Origin of the sequence: Desulfobotulus sp. (assembly GCF_034006065.1) — a bacterium.
Classification (GTDB): Bacteria; Desulfobacterota; Desulfobacteria; order Desulfobacterales; family ASO4-4; genus Desulfobotulus.
Genome location: NZ_JAVETM010000002.1, coordinates 57,486 through 80,038 on the forward strand (window position 1 = coordinate 57,486; position 22,553 = coordinate 80,038).

Sequence of the window (22,553 nt, forward strand, 5' to 3'; positions counted from 1 at the left end):
AGGCGAATTATGGCGGGCTCAGGAAGGGGCAGCAGGCAGAAGTCGGATCAGAATCTTTTGAGTATCGGTTTTGGCAGCAGTGTGGTGGCGGATCGGGTGGTGGCCATTGTGTCCCCCAATTCCGCGCCCATGAAACGTTTAAAGGACGAGGCCAAGGAAGACAAAAGGCTGGTGGACGCCACCCATGGAAGACGTACCCGTTCCATTATTGTGATGGATTCCAACCATGTGGTGCTTTCTGCCATTCAATCCGAAACCATTTCACAGCGTTATGGGGCGCTGAAAGAGCATGACGATGACGCATCCTGAAAACAGCAAATCCGTGGAAAAAAGGGGACGGCTTTTTGTGATTTCTGCGCCTTCGGGTACGGGAAAAACCACTCTGTGTGATGCCCTGAGAAACACCTTCCCCGAACTCTGCTATTCCATTTCTTACACCACACGCCAGCCCCGGAAGGGGGAGGCGGATGGAAGGGATTATCATTTCATATCCGTAGAGGAGTTCAAAGAAGGTATTGCCTTAGGCCGGTGGGCGGAATGGGCAGAGGTGCATGGCAACTTTTATGCAACATCTGCTTTTGTCCTGGAAGAAACACTGGGGTCAGGGCGAGATCTGCTTCTTGAGATTGATGTACAAGGTATGCGCCAGATTGTTGGGTGTTTTCCCGAGGCCGTAACCATTTTCATTCTGCCCCCTTCCATGAATATCCTGAGGGAGCGGCTCATGAAACGGGGCACGGACGCAGCCGAGATGATCGAGCGACGTATGGCGGATGCCATCCGGGAGATTGCCCGCAAGGATGCTTACCGTTACCGCATTGTGAATGATGATTTTGAAAGGGCGAAAGACGCCTTGATTTTTCTGGTGGACGCCTGCAGAAAAGGCGAAGATCCGGAAACCACGGATTATATTTAGAAACGGAATTTCATGAAAAAAACAAGGCGCTCCCAGGGGGCTCCCGTAAAAAGCGGTAAACATGAGGACCTTTTTGGTATTCACCCCGTGACAGAGGCCTTGCGCGCCAATGTCCGTACCTTTTATTCCCTTTATCTCACGGATCCGGAAAATCCCCGCTTTGCGGAAATTCTGGAGTTGGCGCAGATGCGGGGTCTTTCCCCTGAGATCTGCACCACGGAGCAGATCACCTCTATGACCGCAGGTGCCGTGCACCAGGGTGTTTTGCTGCGGGCTTCTTTTTTTGTGTTCAGGGAATGGGATACCCTTTTAGTTGGAGATCCTCCCTTGATCATTGTGGCCGATGGCGTGGAAGACCCCAGAAACCTCGGGGCCATTGCCCGCACGGCCCTTTGTCTTGGCGCCAGTGGACTGGTGATTCCAAAAGACCGCGCGGCAGGTCCGACGCCTGCGGCGGTTAAGGCATCGGCCGGAGCCTTGGAGCATCTGCCCCTTTGCGAAGTGGTGAACATCGCGCGGTTTCTTGAAGAAATGAAAAAGGAAGGCTTCTGGGTGGCGGGTCTGGATGCCACAGGCCTGCCCCTTACCACCGCTCGCCTGGACGGGCCGCTGGTGCTGGTCATTGGAGGGGAAGACCGGGGGGTGCGTCCCTTGGTCCAAAAGCACTGTGATATCATGGTGTCCATCCCCCAGAGCGGTCCTGTGGGTTCTCTCAATGCGTCTGTGGCGGCGGCGTTGGCCATCTATGAGATTCGCCGCAATCATCTGACAGATGCCGAAGGTGGTGGGTCACCTGCGGAACCTGGACAAAGGATGAAAAAGGCCATGGCCGTGAGCCCTTCCAGATAGGGAGATGGCGTGATTGTCCGTATGGGATAAGAATTTTCAGGGTCTCTGGCAGATATGCGCCCCCGTTCTTTTTTAAAGGGCGGGGGTTTTTTCATTTTTTGATTGTTTCCGGGGAGTTTCTGGCAGGGGACTTGGTATGAATCAAGACAGAAAGAAGACGATGAGGGTGAAGTTAGGCCTGCGGGAAAAAATGGGGCTTCTTTTTCCCTACGTAAGAAAAAGAATTCTGGAGCAGGTGCAGGCCGTGGCTCTCATTGTTGTCTATCTCGTGGCTTTTCAGACCTTGGTGCTGGGAATTCCCGTTGCGGAATCCGCCACTGTGGCCTTTGGGGTGGTTGTGATCGTGGCGGGTCTGGCTTTTTTCATGGAAGGACTTTTTCTGGGACTCATGCCCTTGGGCGATGCCATCGGCATCCGCCTGCCCCAGAAGTCCGGACTACCCGTGATCCTTCTTTTTGCTTTTGCTCTGGGGCTGGGAGTCACCTTTGCCGAACCGGCCATCGGGATTCTGCAATTGGCCGGGGGCTTCATCCGGCCCTGGGATGCGCCGCTTTTGTTTCTTCTGCTCAACAAGCATGCCGAAGCTCTGAGACATGCGGTGGGAATCGGCGTGGGCCTTGCCGTTGTTCTCGGCATGGGACGTTTCATGTATCAGGTTTCCCTGAAACCTTTTCTTTATATCAGTATATCGTTGATTCTGCTTTTTTCGCTCGGATGCCTTGCAAGCCCGAACATGCAGCATCTTCTGGGGCTTGCCTGGGATGCGGGAGGGGCCACCACGGGTCCTGTCACCGTACCGTTGGTGCTGGGGCTGGGTATGGGCATCTGTCGCGTGGTGAGCAAAGGCGGTGGGGAAGGGGGCGGATTTGGCGTGGTAACCCTGGCTTCCATCATCCCCATTTATACGGTGCTTCTCCTTGGGCTTTTTTTTCTGCCTTCGGTTCCCGGCCCGATGGCGCAGGAAGCTTTTTTCAGCCCTGAAAATCGCCAGAAGGCGGTTTTTCTTTTTAAAGATGAAACGGCTTTAAAGGCTTATGCCCTGAAAAACGCCAATGAGACTTCCCAGGTTGCGCTTTGGGGCGGAAAAGAAATCATGCTGAGTTACATTGCAGCCTTAAAGGAAGATCCTGATCTGCGAAGCCGCGTTTTGGGCAGTCCATCCATGGAAAACCTTGAAAAATGGGCCATCCGCAATGGGAGCGGAGAGCAGCGTCTTGCTGTTTTTGAAAATGATGCGGCCATTCGCAGGGCGGTTTTTCTGTATGCGGGAGCGATGCTGGAACCTCCCGACACCCGGGAGCTGCTGTTGCGCAACGGGTTTTCCAGTGTGCAGGCCATTTTTCCCCTGTCAGTTTTTCTGATCCTGGTTCTTCTTGGTTGGTTGAGGGAAAAACTGCCGCGGGCGGATGAGATCTTCCTGGGATTGTTCTTTGCCACTCTGGGGATGTTTCTTTTTAATGTGGGTATTGAACTTGGACTTTCGAGGCTCGGTAACCAGGTGGGAGGAACCCTTCCTGCATCGTTTAAGCGCATTGAGCTGGTGGAGCAGACCCAGGTTCTGAAAAATTTTGATGAAAGTCTCATTCATACCGCTGTGGGGCCAGGGGGAGAAAAAAGCCGGTTCTTCTATGCCAATCTCAACAATGCCTATGTGCAAATTCCCTATGATGCCAGCCGTCTGGACAGGGAAACCGCGCGTTATACCGTTGTGCCTGCCAAAGGTCCTCTTTTTGGCGATGAGAAACATCCTGCGGGCTTCATTCTGGTTCTGGTCTTTGCATTTTTCATGGGCTATGGGGCCACCCTTGCGGAACCTGCCCTCAACGCCCTGGGGCTTACGGTGGAAAATCTCACAGTTGGAGCTTTCAGAAAATCTCTTCTCATGCAGACTGTGGCTTTTGGGGTGGGCCTTGGCATCAGTGCGGGGGTGCTTAAAATCATCTGGGGGGTCCCCCTTTTGTACCTCATTGGTCCACCCTATCTCGTCTTGCTTGTGCTGACCTTTTTTTCCACAGAAGAGTTTGTCAACATCGGTTGGGACAGCGCCGGCGTGACCACAGGCCCCATTACCGTTCCCCTTGTGCTTTCTCTGGGACTGGGCATCAGCGATCAGGTGGGGGGAGTGGAGGGGTTTGGCATTCTGGCCTGTGCTTCCGTGTATCCCATTGTCTGCGTACTTGCCGTGGGGCTTGGTGTTCAGATGCGTAAAAATGCTATGATGAAACACGCTGGAAACTGAGGAATCCGCCATGAAAAATGCCCCTTTGTATGCGAGAATCACCCTCACTCTGGACAAGTTTTTTGCAAAGGAAGGAGTGGGTGCGGTGCGAGAGCTTGGTGTTTGCCACCTGAGCAGCGAAGTGGGGCGTAGTGTGGTTTTAAAATCCCAGGATGGCCTGAAAAGATTTTTATGGAAAAAGGACGTCTTTGTGGAGGATCCTGTCCAGATTTTTTCCTTTCTTGTTTCTCCCTCCCAGGTTCAGGAAGTGATGCATTTCCTGGCAGAGCGTCTGCGTCTGAATGTTCCGGGACGGGGCAATCTCTATGCCGAGGATGTATGGATACCCGGCTCCGTGCTGCCTTTGCCCAGGTCTTCCCTGTCTGTTCCTGAGAGCTCTCCCCAGGTGTTTGCCTCGCATCTGATGGGAATCCGCTGTATCAGCCAGAAGGGGGAGGGGAACCGGGTTGCCGAAATTGGCCTGCGCACGGGTACAGCCGTTCCCGCCATTACCTATGGCACAGGCACCGGACTCCGTAACCGTCTGGGGTTGTGGCGCATCCTGATCCCTGCGGAAAAAGAGATCACCCACCTTGTTGTGGATGAAAACCAGGTGGATACGGTGATGGATATGATGATCCGGGCTGGGGGTCTGGATCAACCGGGTAAGGGGTTTATCTGTTGCTATCCTGTTCGCATGGGGGTGCTGAATACCCGATTTTCCACAGGCAGTAGCGGTCAGGCCGCGAGCATTGAACAGATCGTATCCGCCATTGATGGGATGACGGGCAGTACCCAATGGCGTAAAAAAACACTTTCGCCCGGAGGGGAATTTCTTTCTTCCAGAAGGTTTCTGACAGGGCTTGTGAATTTTTCCATGATCTGTAACGAGGGTTTCGGTACTCTGCTGACGGAAAAAGCCATGGAGGCGGGGGCAGGGGGATCTACGCTCAGTCTCATGAGGCATATGGAACTGGACACACCCCATGCGGGTGTGAGTCCGGCCCGTGAGGTAAGTGTTATGACCATAGGGGAAAGTCAGGCGCCTGCCATCCTGGAAGCCCTTGACAGGGCCGGACTTTTTGGTGAGGCCGCAGGTGAGGTGCAGCTCAGTGCGGTTCCCAGAGCCTGCACCTTTCTGACGAAGGAAGACCCTTGCTGAAGCCTTGTATGCGGGATTTTTTTTATGGTTTTTTATCCGGCGACATGGTCGAAAAGGGTTGTACTGAGATAACGCTCGCCCGTGCTGGGCAAGAGGGTTAAGAGGGTTTTTCCTGAAAACGCAGGTTGCTGTGCGAGGCTGAGCGCGGCAAAGACCGCAGCCCCCGAAGAAATTCCGCAGAGAATGCCGGAAGACGCGGCCAGTTTTCTCGCTGTATCCACGGCATCGACACCCCTGACAGGGATAATGGCGTCAATGAGGTTTCTGTCCAGAATGGCAGGGACAAAACCTGCACCTATGCCCTGAATCCCATGCGGCCCGGCTTTGCCGCCGGAAAGAACAGGGGATTCTGCAGGTTCTACGGCGATTACCTGAAAATTCTGATTCCGGCTTTTAAAGTAACGTCCCACACCCGTGAGGGTGCCGCCCGTTCCCACGCCCGCTACCAGGGCATGGGCTTCTCCAGGTGTATCCCTTTCCATTTCCGGAGCCGTTGTTTTTTCATGAATGGCGGGGTTTGCGGGGTTGGCAAACTGGTCGGGCATGAACATTTCCGGATTCTTGGTGAGAATTTCCCTCGCCCTGTCAATGGCTCCGATCATGCCTGCGGCCGCAGGGGTGAGGATGAGTTCGGCCCCGAGAAAACGCAGCAGTTTTTTACGTTCAAGGCTCATGCTTTCGGGCATGGTGAGGGTCAGCCGGTATCTGCGCGCTGCACAGATTGCGGCGAGGGCAATGCCCGTATTGCCGCTGGTGGGTTCGATGATGGCGGATCCGGGTCCGATTCTGCCCCTGGCTGCCGCTTCAGCAAGCATGGCTTCTGCAATGCGATCTTTCACACTGCCCAGGGGGTTGAAAAATTCAAGTTTGGCAAGAAGCCTTGTTCCGCGCTCCCGGAGAGCGGGGGGCGTGATATCGAGCATGGGGGTTCTGCCAATGGCGGATGGAATGTCAGAAAACAAAGCCATGGGGAAACTCCTTCTGAAGGGTCAGGAACGTTTTTGTATTCTGCCACGCCAGTCTGTGTCCTGCAATGGCTGGTTTTCAAGGGAGTGAAAAGGAAGAAACGGCATATCCTTCCTCTGGACACCAAGGGAGCGTGAGTTTTCGGACGGATCAAATCTTAAAAAAAGAGGACCCATGGAAAGGGGCCTGTTTTTTTAAACATTGGGCATGGCGTATTCGAAATCCGCAAGGTCGGCAACCTGTCTTCTGGAGTGGGAAACCAAGACCAGGGTGCAGGTTTTTTTCAGCTCCTGAAGCAGATTTTCAATGGCTGTCTCTGCCTTGGTGTCCAGGGAAGAGGTGGGTTCGTCAAGGAGCAGCACCTCCGGTTGCATGACCAGGCTGCGGGCAATGCACAGGCGCTGTTGCTGGCCTCCGGAGAGGGTACGGGCGTCTTCTCTGAGTCTGTGCCGGACCTCTTCCCAGAGCCGGGCCTGCATCAGCGCCTGGGTAACGGCTTCTTCCACATCCTTTTTCTTACGGATTCCCCGCAGTTTGAGGGGCAGGGCCAGGTTGGCGAAAATACCCATGGGCAGGGGATTGGGCTTTTGAAAGACCATGGAGATTTTCTGGCGCAGGGCAAAAACATCGGTGTGCGGGTGGTGGATATCCTGCCAGGCGTTTTGGGTAAAGAGGGTGATTTTTCCTGAAATGCGGGCCTCATGTTCCGTTTCAAGCAGGCGGTTCAGGGCAAGGAGCAGGGTGGATTTTCCTACCCCCGATGGTCCGGTGATGGCGGTGACGGCTTTTTCCGGAATGTCGAGGTGAATGTGGGAAAGCACCCTGTTTTCTTTATAAGAAACCGAAAGATTTTCAATGCGGATCTTGGTTTTTGGGCTAGGCATCAGGCTTTTCCGGTAAGGGGGTTGCGCAGAAAGGTTTTTCGAATCAGAGCGGCAAGGCCAAACAGACCTCCGCAAAGTCCGACGAGAATGAGGGAAGCGGCAAAACCCATGGCGAGTTCCCGCGGGGAGTTGTATTCCGCCGCTGTGGTATAGATAAAAAAGGGCAGTGCTTCAAAGGGATCAAAAAACCCCGAAGGCAATCCATAGGCAGCAACGGTTCCGGTAAGAAGAATGACAGCGGTATCTTCTGCCGCACGACCAATGGAGAGCAGGATACAGCCTGTAAGCCCAGGACGGGCCGCAGGCAGGAGGACATGGCGCAGGGCTTGGACCGGACTGGCTCCAAGGGCAAGGGTGCTGCGGAAAAGCTCCGGAGGCAGGGTGGTGAGGGCCTGCTGGGTTCCACGGATGAGGTAGGGAAGGATGAGGCAGGCCAGGGATGCGGCGGCTGGCAGTAATCCTGGTGTGATGGCTGGAAAGTGGCGGTAGAGGATGAGAATAACGGAAAACCCCAGAAGCCCGATGAGGATGGACGGCATGCCTGCCAGAATATCCACGGAGACGCCGATCCATCGTCTGGTGTGGGGGCCTGCGAAAAGGGCCAGGTGGATGCCTGCAGCCATCCCCAGAGGGAGGGCGAGGACCACGGCCAGGAAAACAAGGAGCAGGGTACCGCATATGGCGGGAAAAAGTCCGTCAAATACGGGTTTTACGCCACTAAGGGCCTCAAGGGGCGGGGTGTTACCGAAAATCAGGCGAAGATCCATGACGGGTAAAGCTTTTATGAAAAGGGCGCTCAGAAGAAAGAAAACAAGGGCGGTAAGGCTCAGGGCGGAAAAGATGGATGCGGCCTTGATGAGAAAGCGGCTTATGGGATTCATGTGTCTATCTCCGGGCCTGTATGCGGGTGCGGCAAAGGACGATGAGTAGGGTGGTGATGAAATAGAGCGTCAGACCGCAGGCGAAGATGGATTGAAATTCAGGGCTCTGGGTGTCTGATGCCATGACCAGGGCAATGTGCGCTGTGAGGGTACGCGCGGGTTCTGTGCAGGAAGCGGGAAAGGCGAGACTGTTTCCCGCGAGCATGAGGGCAATGAGGGTATCTCCCACGGCTCGGCCGCAGGCGAGCAGCAGGCCTGCCAGGATACCGTTTCTGGCCTGGGGCAGGAGGAGGTAGATGAATCTTTCTTCTGGTTTTGCACCAAGCCCGACCAGGGTTCTGACGTCTTCCCTGGACACTGCGCGGAAGGCGTCGGAAAAAAAGAGGATCATAGTTGGTGAAACGAGGAGGGCCAGCGTGAGGGCTGCAGCGAGGATGGAAAAACCTGAGCCGCCCAAGGCTTGACGCAGTAAAGGTATAAGGAGAAAGACCGCAAGAAAGCCATACACCACCGTAGGAATACCAGTCATGAGCTGAAAAACAGGTCGTATCCAGCGCACGATGGGACGGGGGGCAAAGTCGGCCTCACAGAAAGCCGCGGCACCCAGGGATAGGGGAAAGGCAATGAGGATGGCAAGGCTGCTGATCGCAGCGGTTCCTGCAATCATGGGCCCAATGCCAAATTTCCCGGAAAGGGGCTGCCAGGGTGTGGTGAGGAGAAGAAAGTATCCCCCGTTTTTGAACAGGGGAAAGGCGAAAAGGGCGAGGAAGCCAAAGAGAAACAGGACAAGGCCGAAGGTGAAAAGGGCGGAAAAACCGCAGAGGGACGTAAAAAATTTTTCTCCTGCAACGGCATGAGCTCTTCTGGAGAATTCTTTTTCCTGCGGGTGGGGTCTTGGAATTTTTTTTTCAGTATTGCGGAAAAAGGATGCCATGAAAACATACACCTTGGCGCGGAACCCGGTTTGAAGGCCGGATTCCGCAGTAAGCCCTGAATCAAGGGATCGGATGGGAGGTTTTCAATCCCGGTCTGCGGGAATAAAACCTTTGTCCTGGATAATGGCGCGACCTTCGGGGCTGTATAGGTAATGAAGGAAGTCGGCTGTAAGTCCTGCAGGTTCTCCTTTGGTGCTGCTGTACAGCCCGCGGGATACGGGGTAGGCTCCGGATTTTACAGTCTCAATACTGGGAGTCACCCCTTCAAAGACAAGGGGTTTAATGCCAGGCTCCAGATGTCCGACGGAGACATAGCCAATGGAGCCAGGATCCTGACTGATGGCTGTTTTCATGGCGCCATTGGAAGCCACCACATGGGCTGTATCCGTGATATCCCCTTTTTGGAGAGCCTTTTCCCAGAAAACTTCGCGGGTACCCGAAGCCGCATCACGGGTATAAAGGGTGATGGTTCTGTCGGGGCCGCCCAGCGTTTTCCAGTTGCGGATTTCTCCTTTGAAGATGGCTGCCAGGGTAGCGCTGTCCATGGCGCTGACAGGGTTGGCCGGATGCACCACAAGGGCCACGCCATCGAGCGCCCAGCGGTAAAGGACAAGGCCATAACTTGCAATTTCAAGATTTGTGGGTCTGCGCCCTGAATTTCCGATATCCACAAGCCCTTCCCCCACCTTCTGAATACCCACGCCGGACCCGCCCCCTGCAATGGCTATGCGGATTCCGGGAGCCTCGTGCATGATACGTTGTGCGGCTTCTTTCATGACAGGAATATGGGCAGTACCCCCTGCGATCTGGATGGTACCGGTTTTTCCTTTGAAAGAAGACAGGTCCTGGGCCTGGGCCTGAAGAAGAAAGGGCAGGGTCACGAGGCTCGCCATGAAAAAGATTTTTTGGATATAACGCATTGAAACTCCTTTGGGTTTTAGGGGAGACTTTATTGAACCAGACCGAGGGGATAGCATGGCTGAAGGGAGGGATCAAATCGCGTTTGTCTATGTATTTCTTGAAATGAATTGAAAAATTATATGGATGAGGACCTGAGGCAAGGGAGAAAACCCCAAACAGGACAGGGGCTACCGGATGGCAGTCCCTGCAGATATTCATGGATGGCGGAAGTGCATGGGAATCGAACCCACCCGGGACGGTTTTAGCGCCCCACACCGGATTTGAAGTCCGGGAGCCTCACCAGTAAGCTGCGCACTTCCGAAATACGAAAAGGGATGATATAGAAAAAGGCGTTTTTGTCAACCGCTTTTACTCCACATCCATCACCCTTGTCTCGGAGACTTGCCATGGTTCAGCCTCAACGCCTCAGCGATATTTTTTTACAATTGGTTCGTATTGATTCTCCTTCTAGGGAGGAGCAGGAAATAGCAGATTTTCTTAAAAATGAACTCCAGAACCTTGGGGCTGAGGTTGTCTTTGACAACGCAGGGGAAACGGTGGGCGGGACGGTGGGGAATCTCATTGCCTGGTTTCCCGGGAACGTGAAGGTGCGGCCTCTGCTTCTGTCCGCCCACATGGATACGGTGGAGCCTGGGCGGGGTGTGCGTCCCCGTCTGGAGGAAGGTGTTTTTCGGAGTAGTGGGGACACCATCCTGGGTTCTGATGACAAATCGGGCATTGCCATCATCCTGGAGGTTCTCCGTGTCCTCAAGGAAACGGATGTTCCCCATGGTCCTGTGGAGGTGGTGTTTTCCGTATGTGAGGAAATTGGTCTTCTGGGCGCCAAGGCTTTGAATAAAAGCCGCCTTAAATCCCGTCTTGGTTATGTACTGGATGCCTGGGACATCCATGCCATTGTGACACGCGCACCTGCGGCCAACCGTTTCACTTTCGTGGTGCATGGGAAAGAATCCCATGCAGGTGCTGAGCCGGAAAAGGGTATCAACGCCATCATTCTGGCGGCGAAAGCCATGGCCCGGTGTCCTGATGGAAGGATTGACCATGAAACCACCTGCAATATCGGAAAAATTGAAGGTGGAGTGGCCACCAATATTGTGCCGGGTTCTGTGACCATCCTGGCCGAAGCCCGTAGCCATGACCCGGAAAAACTGCAAAAACTTTCCGATGAATTGGTGACTGCCTTTCAGTGTGCTGTTGCGGAGGCCGGGGGAGGGGAAGGGATTGATTTCCCACGACTGGAAGTTCGCGTGGAAGAAGACTTTCCCCACACCCGCATTCCTGAGGATGCACCTGTGGTGCTTCTTGCAAAGCAGGCGGGAAAAAATCTGGGCCGCGCCATGACCACACGTTCTGTGGGCGGTGGTTCGGATGCCAACATTTTTTTTAACCATGGCATTGATGCCTGTGTCATAGGTACGGGTATGCGGGAAGTGCATACGGTGCGAGAGCATGTGACCTTGTCGGACATGGTGGATTGTGCGGGTCTTTTTGTGGAGATTATTCAGGAGTACACAAGAATCCAGCAGAAGGAGGGGTTGTGATTTCCCGTTCCAAAGATCTGGTTCTTTTTTTTGCGACCATGGCTGGCACGGGGAATGCTTCAAAAGCTCCCGGAACCCTGGGAACCCTGGCGGCGATTCCTTTTTGTGCCCTGCTTTTGCTTTTTCCCGCAAAAGCCCAGGTGGTGCTGATGCTGACAGCCATACTGATGGGTATCATGGTCTGTGATGCGGCTTCCAGACGCCTGGGGGAAAAGGATCCTTCCTGCGTGGTGCTGGACGAGGCGCTGGGGCTGGGGGTGACACTGATGCTTTTTCCTTTGTCCCTTGCTACTCTGGTTCTGGGTTTTGTTCTCTTTCGCTTGTTTGATATCCTGAAGCCCTGGCCTGTGGCGTATTTTGACCAGAAAGTGCCTGGTGGTGCAGGCATTGTGCTCGATGATGTGGCAGCAGGTCTTTGTGCACACCTGTGCTTGTCGATTTTTTTGGCTTTTTGAGGCGCAGGCGTCAGGATTTTCTGAAATCCCTTGCCCATGTAATTTTGACAGGAGTGCTGTTTTGACACTTTCTTTAGAAGAAAAGTATGCGCTGATTCTGGCCAAGGAGAGGCAGATGGCTTATGGCCTTGCCAAGCAGCTCATCCCAAAACCCGAGACTTCCGTGTGGATGATTTTTCTGCCCGTGCTTTTTGTCCATCATGCCTTTAATATTCAAAGGTATAAAAAAAGCATCCATGGTTTTGCGGATAATTATACAAAGACGAGAAAAAAAGCACTGGATCTGGCCTTGGTTGCCATGGAAGAAGGCCGTGGGGTACAAATTGATCTTGAAACCTGTTTCCCTTCCCTGGAGTTGGGTGATGAAAAGGATAGAAAGATCTGTGAAAAACAGCTCGGAGAAATCCGTGTCCTTTTTCATCATTACAAGCGGCTTTTCGAGGTCCGGGGAAAAACCTGGCAGAATCTGGTCAAAGAGGCCTATGGGGAAGCCGGAAAATACAGGGCTTTTCTGAATGAATTGGCAAAGGCGGAAAAAGAGGTGACCCGCTATGTGACCCGTACCTTGCAGACCAGTGATGCGGCCCGTGAAGTGGCTGGAAAAATGGAAAAGATTGCAGATCATCTCCGGGAAGAGGATGTGAGAGTGGTTTTCTGATTTTGGCGGAGATAGAAAAACCAGAACAGGCCGCAAAGGGCAATCCTTTTCGGCCTGTTCTGGTTTGGATGGGGTGGTTTATTTTGCCGCTCTCTGAAGACTGTCGCGCACATAGGACTGGGCCATGAAAGTTTCTTCAGACTGGGTATAAAAATACTGGTTCGCGTCAATGTCCGCTGCGCTGATGATTTCCATTACGGGTTGAATCACAGGCAGGCTTTTAAGCCAGGGCAGTATAAAGGCCACAAGGATCCAGAATCCAAGAAGTCCGGTTAAAAGCTTCCGGATACCTTCTGACATATGGGATTTGTTTCCTGACATGGGGTGTCGCCTTTCGGGCTCATGGGTAATCCCCGGCGCTTCAAGGAGCGCCGGGGAGGCGTGTTTTTTATCCTTTATCCACAGAATGGATTGATCAGGGGATTAAAGTGTTGCTGTGATGCCGGGGAATACAAGGAAGAACATCACATAGGCCATAAGGAGAGTGAGGGCCAGGTTGATACTCTGGCCGGTCACATAAAGGATGACGGGCTTGCCGCCTTTGAAGTGCTTGGCCATTTCCCGGAAGTTGGAGGTAAGGCCGATGGAAGCAAAGGCCAGAATGAAGAACCACTCACGGCAGGGACGGCTGAAACCTCTCAGAACGCCTTGATCCAGCATGACGTTGCCGCGTGCGCCCATGGCTTCAATAATAATGGAGAAGATGATGGATGCGGCGATGAAACCCAGAACGAATTTGGGGAAGCGGTACCAGATTTCCATTTTTTTAACGGTCTGACCTTCCACGCATTCTACCTTGGCGCACCAGTAAACGGCAACACCAAAGGCGATGACCCCGATCATGATGTTCTGGATCATTTTGATGGTGGCGGCAACGAACATGCCCGTTTCCCCCAAAAAGGCACCGGCAGCCACAACGGCACCGGTGGAGTCAATGGTGCCGCCGATCCAGGCACCGCCCAGTACGGGATGCATCCCCACAGACACGATGAAGGTGGGCAGGGCGATCATCATGATGGCGGTAAAGAGCATGGACATGCCGATGGCGATGGTCAGCTCTTCCTTGGTGGCGCGGCAGGCGGCTGCTGTGGCGATGGCCGCGGATACCCCGCACACGCACATATCCGCAGATACGGTGATGTTCAGGGTTTTGGATTCCATCTTCAGCACTTTCTGGCCAAAAATATAGGTGATGACCAGTACGGTGGGGGTGACCACCCAGGCGACAAAGATGCCGGGAACACCGATGGCGAGAATCTGACCAAAGAGAATTTCCGCACCCAGAAGCACAAGGCCGGTTTTGATGAAGTATTCGGTCTGGGCCGCATCCTTGATGAACTGAGGCGTTCCCACGGTGTTGGCAATGAGCATGCCTCCTAAGATGGCCCAGATGAGGGAGCCAAAGCCCCAGTCGTTGAGGGTTTTGTTGCCGCCGATGACTTCGGATACCACAGCCAGAAGGAAGACAAAACCAAAACCCTTGATGAAGTTGATGGTATTGATGTTCATCACCGTGGTGGCAGCGGCAAAAAAGAGCATGAAGATTATACCGATGCCAATGAGGTAGGGAATCCTGTTGTAGGCCTGGGTGCCTGCGGTGGCTCTGGCCTTGCTTTCCGAATTTCTGGCAGAACGCCATTGGGCAATGGAAGCTTCGGCTTTTTTATTGAGTTCCTCATTTTTGAACTGAGCTGCCGCAGCGGCTGCCTGATCCATTTCAGCCTGTGCGATGGCGGCCTTGGTTTTTTCCTGGGCCTTGGCATGGGATTCCTTGGCATTTTCACGGATTTCCGCAGCTTTGGCTTCCGTAAGAATCAGGGATTCCATGGGATTGGAAGACCACTTGGAGGGCGTTGCCAGCCACGTAGCTAGCGTTTTACCCGCAGGCTCGTTGCGGGCGCGGAGACCGGAGAGGGTATCATTGGCCTTGTGCCATTCCACGGTATGGAAGGGCGCTTTGTTTTGTTCCACCTGCATGATGCTCTGGGACTGGTCAATTTTTTTGTCCATGTCCGCAGGGGGTCTGGGAAGGAAAATGAGAAGACCGACAATAAGAATGATGAAGCCCAGCCAGATGGCCCACCAGTCTTCTTTTTTGTAAAGTTCGGACCATTCCCATCTGGCCTGATCCACGACAATTTCCGGTTGTTGGGTTTTGACGGACATGTAAAGCTCCTTGGTTGGGGTTGAATTTTCTCTTCCATCATCAGGATCAAGGCGCGCTTGGAGCTGCGCAGAGGTTTTTCGGGGCCAATGCGCTGACCGGGGCCTGGATCCCAATGCTTTTATTTTTCAAACAGAATGAAATCTAGCAAAATGGATACCAAGGATTCTGTGTGAGGTGAATTTCTGAAGTTTATTTATTTTTAAGCAGTTAACGGGCTGGTTTTTTACATGCCGACCTCGGGAATGACGGATGCATCCATGGGGATGCAGTCTTGGAAACCCTGGGTGCCACCCTGAGGATGCAGTTTGGCGCGGGGCTATTGGGCGAAATGGCATTGTGGTTTTCTTTCGTTTTGGAAAAGGCTATGTATGGCAGTTGACCGGAAGAGACTTCGGAGTGTATGGAAGAAAATCTTCAAAGACTGCCTGTTTTTAAAAGAGGGTGTTTTTATCTAAATCATTTAAATATACGGATTTCCGGATAAGGGAGGCTGCATGAGCATAACAGGGGACAAGGGAAAGGCCATCGAATCGGCCATGGGGCAGATTGAACGCCAGTTCGGTAAAGGGGCCATCATGCGGCTCGGGAGCAAGGAAGTGATTGCTGTGCCGACCATTTCCACAGGTTCCCTGGCCCTGGACCGGGCTTTGGGCATTGGTGGTCTCCCCAAAGGGCGGGTCATCGAAATTTATGGCCCGGAGTCTTCGGGTAAAACCACCCTGGCCTTGCATGCGGTGGCGGAATGCCAGAATCAGGGAGGCATTGCCGCCTTCATTGACGCAGAACACGCCCTGGATACGGCCTATGCCCGGAGACTTGGGGTGAACGTGGATGAGCTTTTGGTCTCCCAGCCGGATACGGGGGAGCAGGCCCTTGAAATTGCCGACATGCTGGTGCGCAGCGGTGCCGTGGATATTCTCGTCATCGATTCCGTGGCGGCCCTTGTGCCCCGTGCGGAAATCGAAGGGGAAATGGGAGATGCCCACATGGGGCTTCAGGCCCGACTCATGAGCCAAGCCCTGCGCAAGCTCACGGCCACCATCGGTAAAACCATGACAACTGTGATTTTCATCAACCAGATCCGCATGAAACTGGGGGTGGTATTTGGCAATCCGGAAACCACTACCGGCGGTAATGCCCTCAAATTTTATGCTTCCGTGCGTCTGGATGTGCGTAGGGCCGCAGCCATCAAGGAAGGTCAGGATGTGATGGGCAACCGTACCCGGGTCAAGGTCGTGAAAAATAAACTCGCTCCTCCTTTCAAAGAAGCTGAGTTTGACCTCATGTATGGTGAGGGAATTTCCAAGATCGGGGATCTCCTGGATCTGGGTGTGGAAGCGGGCCTGATTGAAAAAAGTGGAGCTTGGTATGCTTATGAGGGGGAGCGCATTGGTCAGGGCAGGGAAAATGTCAAAAAATATCTGAAGGAGAATGAGACCCTTTTTTCCAGCCTGTATGCCAAGGTAAGGGAAAGTCTTGGGATTGCTTCTCCGCCCCCCCTTGCGGAAAAGCCGGAAAAGGTGATCAAGGTTGCAGAAAAGCCTTCTAAGGAAGGACGGGCTTCCCGTGAGAAAAAGGGAGAGGCACCTTCCATGTTTGAGGATATGCCCCCCATGGACACCTTTCAGGAAGAGTAAAGTGGGGGCATTTTGAGGGAGTAGGTATTTTGATGCGGGCGGAGTGGAAAACGGCTGATGCCTGTTACAGGATAAAAAAATGCAATTTCATGCAGGGAGAAAAAGAAAAACATGATGACGGGAAGTGAGATCCGGCAGACCTTTCTGGATTATTTTAAAAAACACGGGCACCGGCTGGTGCGCAGCTCCTCTCTCGTGCCCTCCGATGATCCCACCCTGCTCTTTACCAATGCAGGCATGGTGCAGTTCAAGCGCGTTTTCATTGGCGAAGAGAAGCGGGACTATGTGACGGCCACCACCTCCCAGAAGTGCGTGCGGGCGGGCGGGAAACACAATGACCTCGAGAACGTGGGCTATACGGCACGGCACCACACCTTCTTTGAAATGCTCGGTAACTTCAGTTTCGGGGATTACTTCAAGGACGAGGCCATTGATTTTGCCTGGGATCTGCTCACCAGGGGCTATGGTCTGCCCGCAGACAAGCTCTGGGTCTCCATTTTCCTGGACGATGACGAGGCCTTTGAAATCTGGAACAGGAAAATCGGGGTTCCCAAGGAGCGCATTGTGCGTCTTGGGGAAAAGGACAACTTCTGGGCCATGGGGGACACCGGACCCTGCGGCCCCTGTTCTGAAATTCACATCGACCGGGGGATTCCCTGCAGCCTCAACAACCCGGACTGCGGTGTGGACTGCGACTGTGACCGCTTCCTTGAGATCTGGAACCTCGTCTTCATGCAGTTCAACCGATCCGAGGACGGCACCATGACGCGCCTTCCCAAGCCCAGCATTGATACGGGCATGGGCCTTGAGCGCATCGCTTCGGTGATTCAGGGGGTCAGCACCAATTACGACACCGATCTTTTCCGGCCCATTATGGAAAAGGTGGCAACAATGTCGGGAAAACCCATCGGGCAAAGTCCTGAGTCCGATGTGGCCATGAAGGTCATTGCCGACCACAGCCGGGCCGCAGCCTTTCTTGTGGGGGACGGAGTACTGCCCTCCAACGAGGGCCGGGGCTATGTGCTGCGCCGCATCCTGCGTCGGGCCATCCGTTATGGCCGGAACATCGGGCTGACCCGTCCCTTCCTGAAAGATACGGTGCGGGTGGTTTTTGAGATCATGGAAAACGCCTACCCGGAGCTGAAAAGCCAGGAAAGCTTCATCACCAGTGTCATTGAAAACGAGGAAATCCGGTTTTCCGAAACACTGGACAATGGTCTTAAGGTGCTGGAGGAGACCCTCGAAGGTCTGCAAGCGCGGGGCAGCCGGGAAATCCCCGGAGATGTGATCTTCCGTCTGTACGATACCTATGGTTTTCCTGTGGATATTTTAAGGGATGTGACCAAGGGCAGCGATATTGTTCTTGACATGGATGGGTTTGAAAAGGCCATGGCCGAGCGGCGGGAGATGAGCCGCAGCAAGGTGAAGTTTGATGCCATGGGCGAGGCCTATCTTTCCCTCACCAGTGCCGGAGTGCAGACGGTCTTTACGGGCTACGAGCAGACCGAAGATAAGGGAAAAGTGCTGCTTCTTGTGCGGGAGAGTAAGGCCTGCGACCGGGTGGAAGGGGCTGGTGCTCTGGAGCTTGTTACGGACAGAACGCCTTTTTATGCCGAATCCGGCGGTCAGGTGGGGGATACGGGCTTTATCCGCAGCCCAAACTTTGAGATGGAAGTTCTTGAAACCGTAAAAGATCCCACGGGCCTTTTCATCCATAAGGGAAAACTTCTTTCCGGAAGCCCTGGCAAGGGTGATGGGGTGCAGCTTCTCGTGAATGCGGCCCGCAGAGCGGATACGGCGAGGAATCATACAGCGACGCATCTGCTGCACGCGGCCCTGAGGGAGGTGGTGGGGGATCATGTGAAGCAGTCCGGCTCCATGGTGAGTGCGGAGCGGCTTCGTTTCGATTTTACCCATTTTTCAGGCATAGACAGGGACACCCTCAATGCCGTGGAAAGCTGGGTGAATGACAAAATCCGGGAGAACGTGCCCGTCAGCTCAGAAACCATGAGTGCGGAAGCCGCCTTTAAAACCGGGGCCACGGCCCTTTTTGAGGAAAAGTACGGAGACGAGGTGCGGGTCATCAGCCTTTCCTCCTTCAGCAAGGAATTCTGTGGCGGTACCCACACGGCCTATACCGGCGACATCGGTCTTTTTGTCCTTGTTTCCGAGGGCAGTGTTGCGGCAGGTGTACGCCGCATCGAGGCCCTCACCGGTCAGGCGGCCCTTGGTTTCATACAGGAGCGCAGCCGCATTCTTCAACAGGTGGCGGGGCTTCTCAAGGATAAGCCCGATACCCTGGTGGGCCGGGTGGAGCGTCTTCTTGGCGATCTGCGGGCCCAGGAAAAAACCATTGAATCCCTGAAGAACAAGATGGCGGAAATGAGTGCCGGGGACATCACCGAAGGGGTGGTGGAGATTCAGGGGGTCAAGGTGCTGGCGAAAAAGGTGACGGTGGACAATCCTGCGTCCTTAAGGGATCTTGCCGACCGCATGAAGGACAAGCTCGGCTCCGGTCTTGTGCTGCTGGGTACGGAATCCGAAGGCAAGGTGCTGCTCATCTCTGTGGTAAGCAAGGATCTCGTGGGGCGCTTCCACGCAGGGGACATCGTCAAGGCTGCGGCCAAGGTCGTGGGCGGCGGGGGCGGAGGTCGTCCGGATATGGCCCAGGCGGGGGGAACCCAGCCCGAGAACCTTGATGCGGCCTTGAAAACCCTTTTTGATCGGGTACAGCAAGGCGCATAGACCAATGAAGGGGCAGGCCCTCCTGTCCACAGAGTGTACTTCTGTCATTGGTCAGGTTTTCAGATACAAAGGGCTTTTATTCGTTATAGGATCTTATCCGGAGCAGTAAAAAAGCAGGGATCTGAACATCTGTTGTTGGAGGGACGGCAAAACTGCCGTCCCTTCATGTCTGCCGAAAGGGGGCAGGATGCTGACGCAGGATGGGCTTATAAGCCTTGGGGCCTTTGGGCTGCTCCTTTTTTACCATCTCTTTCTTGCCTGGAAAATCCGTAAAGACCCCGCTGCCACTTCCCTGGGGCTGGCCCATATCATCCGCAGGGAGTGGGTGCAGGAGATTCTGAAAGAAGGCCGGGATCTTCTGGGGGTGCATACCTTAAGAAATCAGGTGATGGCGGCGAGCTTTCTGGCCTCCACCGCGATTCTTATCAGCCTCGGTGTGCTGGGCCTTGCGGCCAATCCTTCCTTTTATACGGGCTTTCTTGCGGTTCTGGGAGATGGAAACCCGAACAGCAGCGCAGCACTTGCAAAGCTTGTGCTGATTTCCACCAATTTTTTTGTGGCTTTCTTCAACTTCACCCTCTCCATCCGCTACTACAACCATGCAAGTTTTGGTGTGGGGCTGAAAAGTTTTGAAAGCCTCCCCTTTCCACCGGAATTCATCCTCACCATCATGGAAAGGGGGAGCCGACATTATTTCATCGGCATGCGGGGCTATTACCTTTCCGTTCCCCTCCTGTTGTGGATGCTGGGGCCTTTCTGGCTTCTTTTCGGCACCCTGGCATTGCTCCTCGTTCTCTTTTTTCTGGACCGCATGGTCTGAAGGATTCCCGGTCAGCGCAGTCATTGAAAAGGGTTTCAGCCTTTTTCCCTTAGATTTTTTTTATCCGGGAGAATGGGGAAGGGGGCCTGAGGCAAGGGGGCCTTCTTCGCAGGCCTGCATGGGTTTTTCTTCACCTTCCGGTTTCCGGGATTCCTGTCTTCTTTTTTCCTCCGTGTCAAACCTGTAGTCCGAACGTAGGTGGAGATCCTGCTGGGGGAAGGGGATTTCAATGCCTTCTTTGCGGAACTCCAGGGTAATGGCAAAGCGGATCTGGGTTTCGACCTTGCGGAATTCCTGGAGAGTACTCCAGAAGCGCAGACGGAAGACAAGGGCCGAATCACCGAAATCCATGAAGTGTACGTCCGGAGCAGGATAGGTGAGTACCCCTTTGGTGTTGGCGGCGATCTCAAGGAGTACCTTTTCAACCCGTTTCACATCTGAGCTGTAGGACACGCCCACATCAATGTGTTTTCGGAGGCGCTGGTCCTTGAAACTCCAGTTTGTGAGACGACTGCTGATGAAGTTGGCGTTGGGAATGATGAGCGAGGCGTTGTCATAGGTCTGGACAACGGTGGAGCGGACATTGATGCGGGTGACCACACCCCAGATACCGTCAATTTCAATGACATCACCTACCTGGATAGGCCTTTCGAAAAGCAGAATGATACCGCTGACAAAGTTATTGAAAATGGCCTGAAGCCCGAAACCAAGGCCGACCCCCAGGGCGCCGAAGGCCACGGTGAGAGAGGTGGTGTTCAGCCCGAAGACATGGAGGGCGGAAAGAATGCCGAAGCCCCAGATGAGATAGCCGATGAGGGTCAGAATGGAGGTTCTCAGTCCCTGTTCCACTCCGCTTTCCATGAGGATGCGTTTTTCAATGAAGGCCCTGAAAGAGCGGGTGGCCACAAGGGTGAGAAGGAGAACACAGAGGGCCTGAAAAAGACGCAGAAGACTGAATTCCATGCCTCCGAAATTTACGGGATAGCGGAAGATGGCCAGAACAAGGGGGAAAAGGCTTTCGTGCAGTCCCCAAGCCTGGGCGATGATAAAAAGGAAGAGGGGAAGCAGCATGAAGGGCAGCATGCGCACCCCCAGGCGGGTGAGAGGGGGAAGGCCTTCGGAGGTTTCCCTGCTATCCGGTGATGGCCCCTTGGCTTTCACCCATTCCCGCACGGCAGTAAAAAAAAGGAGATAAGTTCCTGAAATAATGAGTGTGACGCCCCAGGCCCAGTACCAGAAGAGGGCGAGGAAACCGTAACCGAGAAGTTCCAGGGCCGGAGCGCCGAGGGCAATGGCTTTGCTGGCAAGATGAAGGCCGGTCCGGATAGTCGGAGGGCTGGAGGGGCTTGGGGTGGGTCTGGACCAGAATCGGAAGACGAGGATGACAACACAGATTTCAAGGAGAATCCGTTCCATGAGAATGAGGGGACTTCCCTGGGGGAATATCCACAAAGAGAGGATGAAAAGCGGGGTGAAAAGGAAAAAAAGGCGGGTGAATTTTTTGAGAATGTCGAGCTGATCCGGGGTAATGGAGGGGCGGCCTTCGCGTCCACAGGCTTCGGAAAAGGCTGTGAGCAGGCGAAAGAGGGCCAGAAACCAAGTAAAACCTGTGATAACCTTGAAAAGTCCTGTGCCGGAAAGAGTGGGCTGGGAGCGGATCATGGTTTCGGTGAAAATGGCGAGAACCAGGAGGGGAAGGGCCTTTCTTGACGTTTCGAGAAAAACGGCCCGCCACCCGTTGGAATGCAGGGTCTCCTGTTTTCTGAGAAAAGAGCGCATGCGAAGGGCGAGGGGCAACAGAAAAAGGCCCAATACCAGAATCCGCATGGCGGTTGCGGGCGGGAGTTGAAAGAGGGGGCGGATTTCTTCAAGCCAGAAGGAAGGGGTGAGAAGGCGGAGGATGCTGTTTCGGATCTGGAGAAAGACGGCCAGCGGGGTAGATGGATCCAGCAGAGCCCGGAATCCCTCACTCTTCTGGAAAAGGTCCAGGGTCCTGCGTTCCCGCAGGGTCTGCTGAAAAACCTGAAAAAGGTTTTCCATATCTTTCCGGATTTCAAGAACTTCCTGCCTGCGTTGTTCCTGAGTGGTCATGAGGCTTTCCAGGAGCTGGGCTTTCTCTTTCAACAGGATCAGGAGTTTTTCTATGGTTTTCTGTACAAGGTCGATCTCGGGGTTTTTTTCTTCGCCTGAGGTCAGGGCTGTTTTTTGTTCCAGTGTAAGCTGTTTGCGCTGTTCCGTCTGGCGAAGGAGGGGGGTCAGACGCTCTTCCTGGCGTTGGATGCGCTGCAGATAGGTATCCAGAGTGGTGAGGGCGGTCTGTTGATCCGCCCGCGCTTTTTCCAGCTCAGAAAGGGGCGTGTGGGAAGAGAGCAGGAGGTTGCGGTGGGAGGCCATGAGGATGCGATAAGCCCTGGATTCGGACTGCATGGCCGTTTCCATCTGTTTTTCCTGCAGGGTTTCGGAAGAAAGATTTTGTATGGAGAGGGTTTCATCATGTATGGACGCATTCAGGGAGGCAAGGAGGTCCTCCAGATGCGGGGTTTCGGCCCCGTGCGTGGGGACGGAAGCCAGAAGACAAAAAAGGATAAAAAGAAAACGCAAAAGCATTGGGCGTTCTTTCGTGTGGGGGAGAAGGGGGTGGGGCCCTGGCCCCAGAATAAAATACCATGGCGTTTGGAAAAAACAATCCGAGTGCAAAGAATTTGTTTTGGCTGATTTTTGAACGGGGATCCGGCTGGGGGGTTGGGAAGGATCAGAGGGTTTTTCAGGCGAAGTATCCGGATTGACCCTGAAAATTT

19 protein-coding genes and 1 tRNA gene are annotated in these 22,553 nt (G+C 54.0%); 11 read left to right on the forward strand and 9 right to left on the reverse strand.

What is annotated here, in order from left to right; all coding sequences use genetic code 11:
• Positions 1–9: 9 nt before the first annotated feature.
• From RBR60_RS01585 to RBR60_RS01605, 5 genes are all read left to right on the forward strand, one after another.
• On the forward strand, positions 10–309 hold the full coding sequence (locus RBR60_RS01585) for a DUF370 domain-containing protein (RefSeq protein WP_320353928.1): 300 nt from the start codon (positions 10–12) through the stop codon (positions 307–309).
• Positions 296–916: a guanylate kinase gene (gmk, locus tag RBR60_RS01590; RefSeq protein ID WP_320353929.1), complete on the forward strand. Its 621-nt coding sequence runs from the start codon at positions 296–298 to the stop codon at positions 914–916. Before RBR60_RS01585 ends, gmk begins: the two co-directional genes overlap by 14 nt.
• Positions 917–928: 12 nt before the next feature.
• Positions 929–1,765, forward strand: coding sequence for a 23S rRNA (guanosine(2251)-2'-O)-methyltransferase RlmB (gene rlmB / locus RBR60_RS01595; RefSeq protein ID WP_320353930.1), 837 nt, complete (start codon positions 929–931; stop codon positions 1,763–1,765).
• A 136-nt stretch (positions 1,766–1,901) separates the two neighbouring features.
• Positions 1,902–4,004: a DUF1538 domain-containing protein gene (locus RBR60_RS01600; RefSeq protein WP_320353931.1), complete on the forward strand. Its 2,103-nt coding sequence runs from the start codon at positions 1,902–1,904 to the stop codon at positions 4,002–4,004.
• A gap of 10 nt (positions 4,005–4,014) precedes the next feature.
• Positions 4,015–5,145, forward strand: a complete 1,131-nt coding sequence (locus tag RBR60_RS01605; RefSeq protein WP_320353932.1) for a hypothetical protein — start codon at positions 4,015–4,017, stop codon at positions 5,143–5,145.
• A 32-nt stretch (positions 5,146–5,177) separates the two neighbouring features.
• Here the strand turns inward: RBR60_RS01605 and cysK are convergent, their stop codons facing one another.
• The 6 genes from cysK to RBR60_RS01635 form a co-directional block, all read right to left on the reverse strand.
• Positions 5,178–6,113, reverse strand: coding sequence for a cysteine synthase A (cysK, locus tag RBR60_RS01610; protein WP_320353934.1), 936 nt, complete (start codon positions 6,111–6,113; stop codon positions 5,178–5,180).
• 192 nt (positions 6,114–6,305) lie between these two features.
• Positions 6,306–6,995, reverse strand: a complete 690-nt coding sequence (locus RBR60_RS01615; protein WP_320353936.1) for a phosphate ABC transporter ATP-binding protein — start codon at positions 6,993–6,995, stop codon at positions 6,306–6,308.
• Positions 6,995–7,876 (reverse strand): PstA family ABC transporter permease, encoded by an 882-nt coding sequence (locus RBR60_RS01620; protein ID WP_320353938.1) that lies wholly within the window; start codon positions 7,874–7,876, stop codon positions 6,995–6,997. The genes RBR60_RS01615 and RBR60_RS01620 overlap by 1 nt, the downstream gene beginning before the upstream one ends.
• 4 nt (positions 7,877–7,880) lie before the next feature.
• Positions 7,881–8,810: a PstC family ABC transporter permease gene (locus RBR60_RS01625; RefSeq protein ID WP_320353939.1), complete on the reverse strand. Its 930-nt coding sequence runs from the start codon at positions 8,808–8,810 to the stop codon at positions 7,881–7,883.
• A gap of 84 nt (positions 8,811–8,894) precedes the next feature.
• On the reverse strand, positions 8,895–9,731 hold the full coding sequence (locus RBR60_RS01630; protein ID WP_320353940.1) for a phosphate ABC transporter substrate-binding protein: 837 nt from the start codon (positions 9,729–9,731) through the stop codon (positions 8,895–8,897).
• A 202-nt stretch (positions 9,732–9,933) separates the two neighbouring features.
• Positions 9,934–10,031 (reverse strand) — tRNA-Sec (locus RBR60_RS01635).
• 87 nt (positions 10,032–10,118) lie between these two features.
• On the opposite strand from RBR60_RS01635, the gene RBR60_RS01640 reads away from it, so the two are divergent.
• The 3 genes from RBR60_RS01640 (at position 10,119) to RBR60_RS01650 (ending at position 12,386) form a co-directional block, all read left to right on the forward strand.
• The gene (locus RBR60_RS01640; protein ID WP_320353941.1) at positions 10,119–11,273 is read left to right on the forward strand and encodes a M20/M25/M40 family metallo-hydrolase; all 1,155 of its coding nucleotides are present in this window, start codon (positions 10,119–10,121) and stop codon (positions 11,271–11,273) included.
• Positions 11,270–11,728 (forward strand): phosphatidylglycerophosphatase A, encoded by a 459-nt coding sequence (locus RBR60_RS01645; RefSeq protein ID WP_320353942.1) that lies wholly within the window; start codon positions 11,270–11,272, stop codon positions 11,726–11,728. The genes RBR60_RS01640 and RBR60_RS01645 overlap by 4 nt, the downstream gene beginning before the upstream one ends.
• Positions 11,729–11,789: 61 nt before the next feature.
• Positions 11,790–12,386 (forward strand): NF038143 family protein, encoded by a 597-nt coding sequence (locus tag RBR60_RS01650; RefSeq protein WP_320353943.1) that lies wholly within the window; start codon positions 11,790–11,792, stop codon positions 12,384–12,386.
• 78 nt (positions 12,387–12,464) lie between these two features.
• On the opposite strand, the gene RBR60_RS01655 is transcribed toward RBR60_RS01650, so the two are convergent.
• Positions 12,465–12,686: a hypothetical protein gene (locus RBR60_RS01655; protein WP_320353944.1), complete on the reverse strand. Its 222-nt coding sequence runs from the start codon at positions 12,684–12,686 to the stop codon at positions 12,465–12,467.
• Positions 12,687–12,809: 123 nt separating this feature from the next.
• Positions 12,810–14,552, reverse strand: coding sequence for a YeiH family protein (locus RBR60_RS01660; RefSeq protein WP_320353946.1), 1,743 nt, complete (start codon positions 14,550–14,552; stop codon positions 12,810–12,812).
• Between the two features lie 495 nt (positions 14,553–15,047).
• Between RBR60_RS01660 and recA the strand changes: the two genes are divergently transcribed.
• From recA to RBR60_RS01675, 3 genes are all read left to right on the forward strand, one after another.
• Positions 15,048–16,190 (forward strand): recombinase RecA, encoded by a 1,143-nt coding sequence (gene recA, locus RBR60_RS01665; protein ID WP_320353947.1) that lies wholly within the window; start codon positions 15,048–15,050, stop codon positions 16,188–16,190.
• 114 nt (positions 16,191–16,304) lie between these two features.
• A complete protein-coding gene (alaS, locus tag RBR60_RS01670; RefSeq protein WP_320354137.1) occupies positions 16,305–18,935 on the forward strand; it encodes an alanine--tRNA ligase in 2,631 nt (876 codons plus the stop codon).
• Positions 18,936–19,122: 187 nt separating this feature from the next.
• Complete coding sequence (locus RBR60_RS01675) at positions 19,123–19,755, forward strand: DUF599 domain-containing protein (RefSeq protein ID WP_320353948.1); 633 nt, start codon at positions 19,123–19,125, stop codon at positions 19,753–19,755.
• Between the two features lie 60 nt (positions 19,756–19,815).
• Here RBR60_RS01675 and RBR60_RS01680 read toward each other — a convergent pair whose 3' ends face one another.
• Positions 19,816–22,362, reverse strand: coding sequence for a mechanosensitive ion channel domain-containing protein (locus RBR60_RS01680; RefSeq protein WP_320353949.1), 2,547 nt, complete (start codon positions 22,360–22,362; stop codon positions 19,816–19,818).
• Positions 22,363–22,553 lie beyond the last annotated feature (191 nt).

What these genes read in the sequence shown, in the direction of transcription:
- RBR60_RS01585 (WP_320353928.1), top strand. Translation starts at nt 10, where the DNA reads ATGGCGGGCTCAGGAAGGGGCAGCAGGCAGAAGTCGGATCAGAATCTT.
- gmk (WP_320353929.1), top strand. Translation starts at nt 296, where the DNA reads ATGACGCATCCTGAAAACAGCAAATCCGTGGAAAAAAGGGGACGGCTT.
- rlmB (WP_320353930.1), top strand. Translation starts at nt 929, where the DNA reads ATGAAAAAAACAAGGCGCTCCCAGGGGGCTCCCGTAAAAAGCGGTAAA.
- RBR60_RS01600 (WP_320353931.1), top strand. Translation starts at nt 1,902, where the DNA reads ATGAATCAAGACAGAAAGAAGACGATGAGGGTGAAGTTAGGCCTGCGG.
- RBR60_RS01605 (WP_320353932.1), top strand. Translation starts at nt 4,015, where the DNA reads ATGAAAAATGCCCCTTTGTATGCGAGAATCACCCTCACTCTGGACAAG.
- cysK (WP_320353934.1), bottom strand. Translation starts at nt 6,113, where the DNA reads ATGGCTTTGTTTTCTGACATTCCATCCGCCATTGGCAGAACCCCCATG.
- RBR60_RS01615 (WP_320353936.1), bottom strand. Translation starts at nt 6,995, where the DNA reads ATGCCTAGCCCAAAAACCAAGATCCGCATTGAAAATCTTTCGGTTTCT.
- RBR60_RS01620 (WP_320353938.1), bottom strand. Translation starts at nt 7,876, where the DNA reads ATGAATCCCATAAGCCGCTTTCTCATCAAGGCCGCATCCATCTTTTCC.
- RBR60_RS01625 (WP_320353939.1), bottom strand. Translation starts at nt 8,810, where the DNA reads ATGGCATCCTTTTTCCGCAATACTGAAAAAAAAATTCCAAGACCCCAC.
- RBR60_RS01630 (WP_320353940.1), bottom strand. Translation starts at nt 9,731, where the DNA reads ATGCGTTATATCCAAAAAATCTTTTTCATGGCGAGCCTCGTGACCCTG.
- RBR60_RS01640 (WP_320353941.1), top strand. Translation starts at nt 10,119, where the DNA reads ATGGTTCAGCCTCAACGCCTCAGCGATATTTTTTTACAATTGGTTCGT.
- RBR60_RS01655 (WP_320353944.1), bottom strand. Translation starts at nt 12,686, where the DNA reads ATGTCAGAAGGTATCCGGAAGCTTTTAACCGGACTTCTTGGATTCTGG.
- RBR60_RS01660 (WP_320353946.1), bottom strand. Translation starts at nt 14,552, where the DNA reads ATGTCCGTCAAAACCCAACAACCGGAAATTGTCGTGGATCAGGCCAGA.
- recA (WP_320353947.1), top strand. Translation starts at nt 15,048, where the DNA reads ATGAGCATAACAGGGGACAAGGGAAAGGCCATCGAATCGGCCATGGGG.
- alaS (WP_320354137.1), top strand. Translation starts at nt 16,305, where the DNA reads ATGACGGGAAGTGAGATCCGGCAGACCTTTCTGGATTATTTTAAAAAA.
- RBR60_RS01675 (WP_320353948.1), top strand. Translation starts at nt 19,123, where the DNA reads ATGCTGACGCAGGATGGGCTTATAAGCCTTGGGGCCTTTGGGCTGCTC.
- RBR60_RS01680 (WP_320353949.1), bottom strand. Translation starts at nt 22,362, where the DNA reads ATGCTTTTGCGTTTTCTTTTTATCCTTTTTTGTCTTCTGGCTTCCGTC.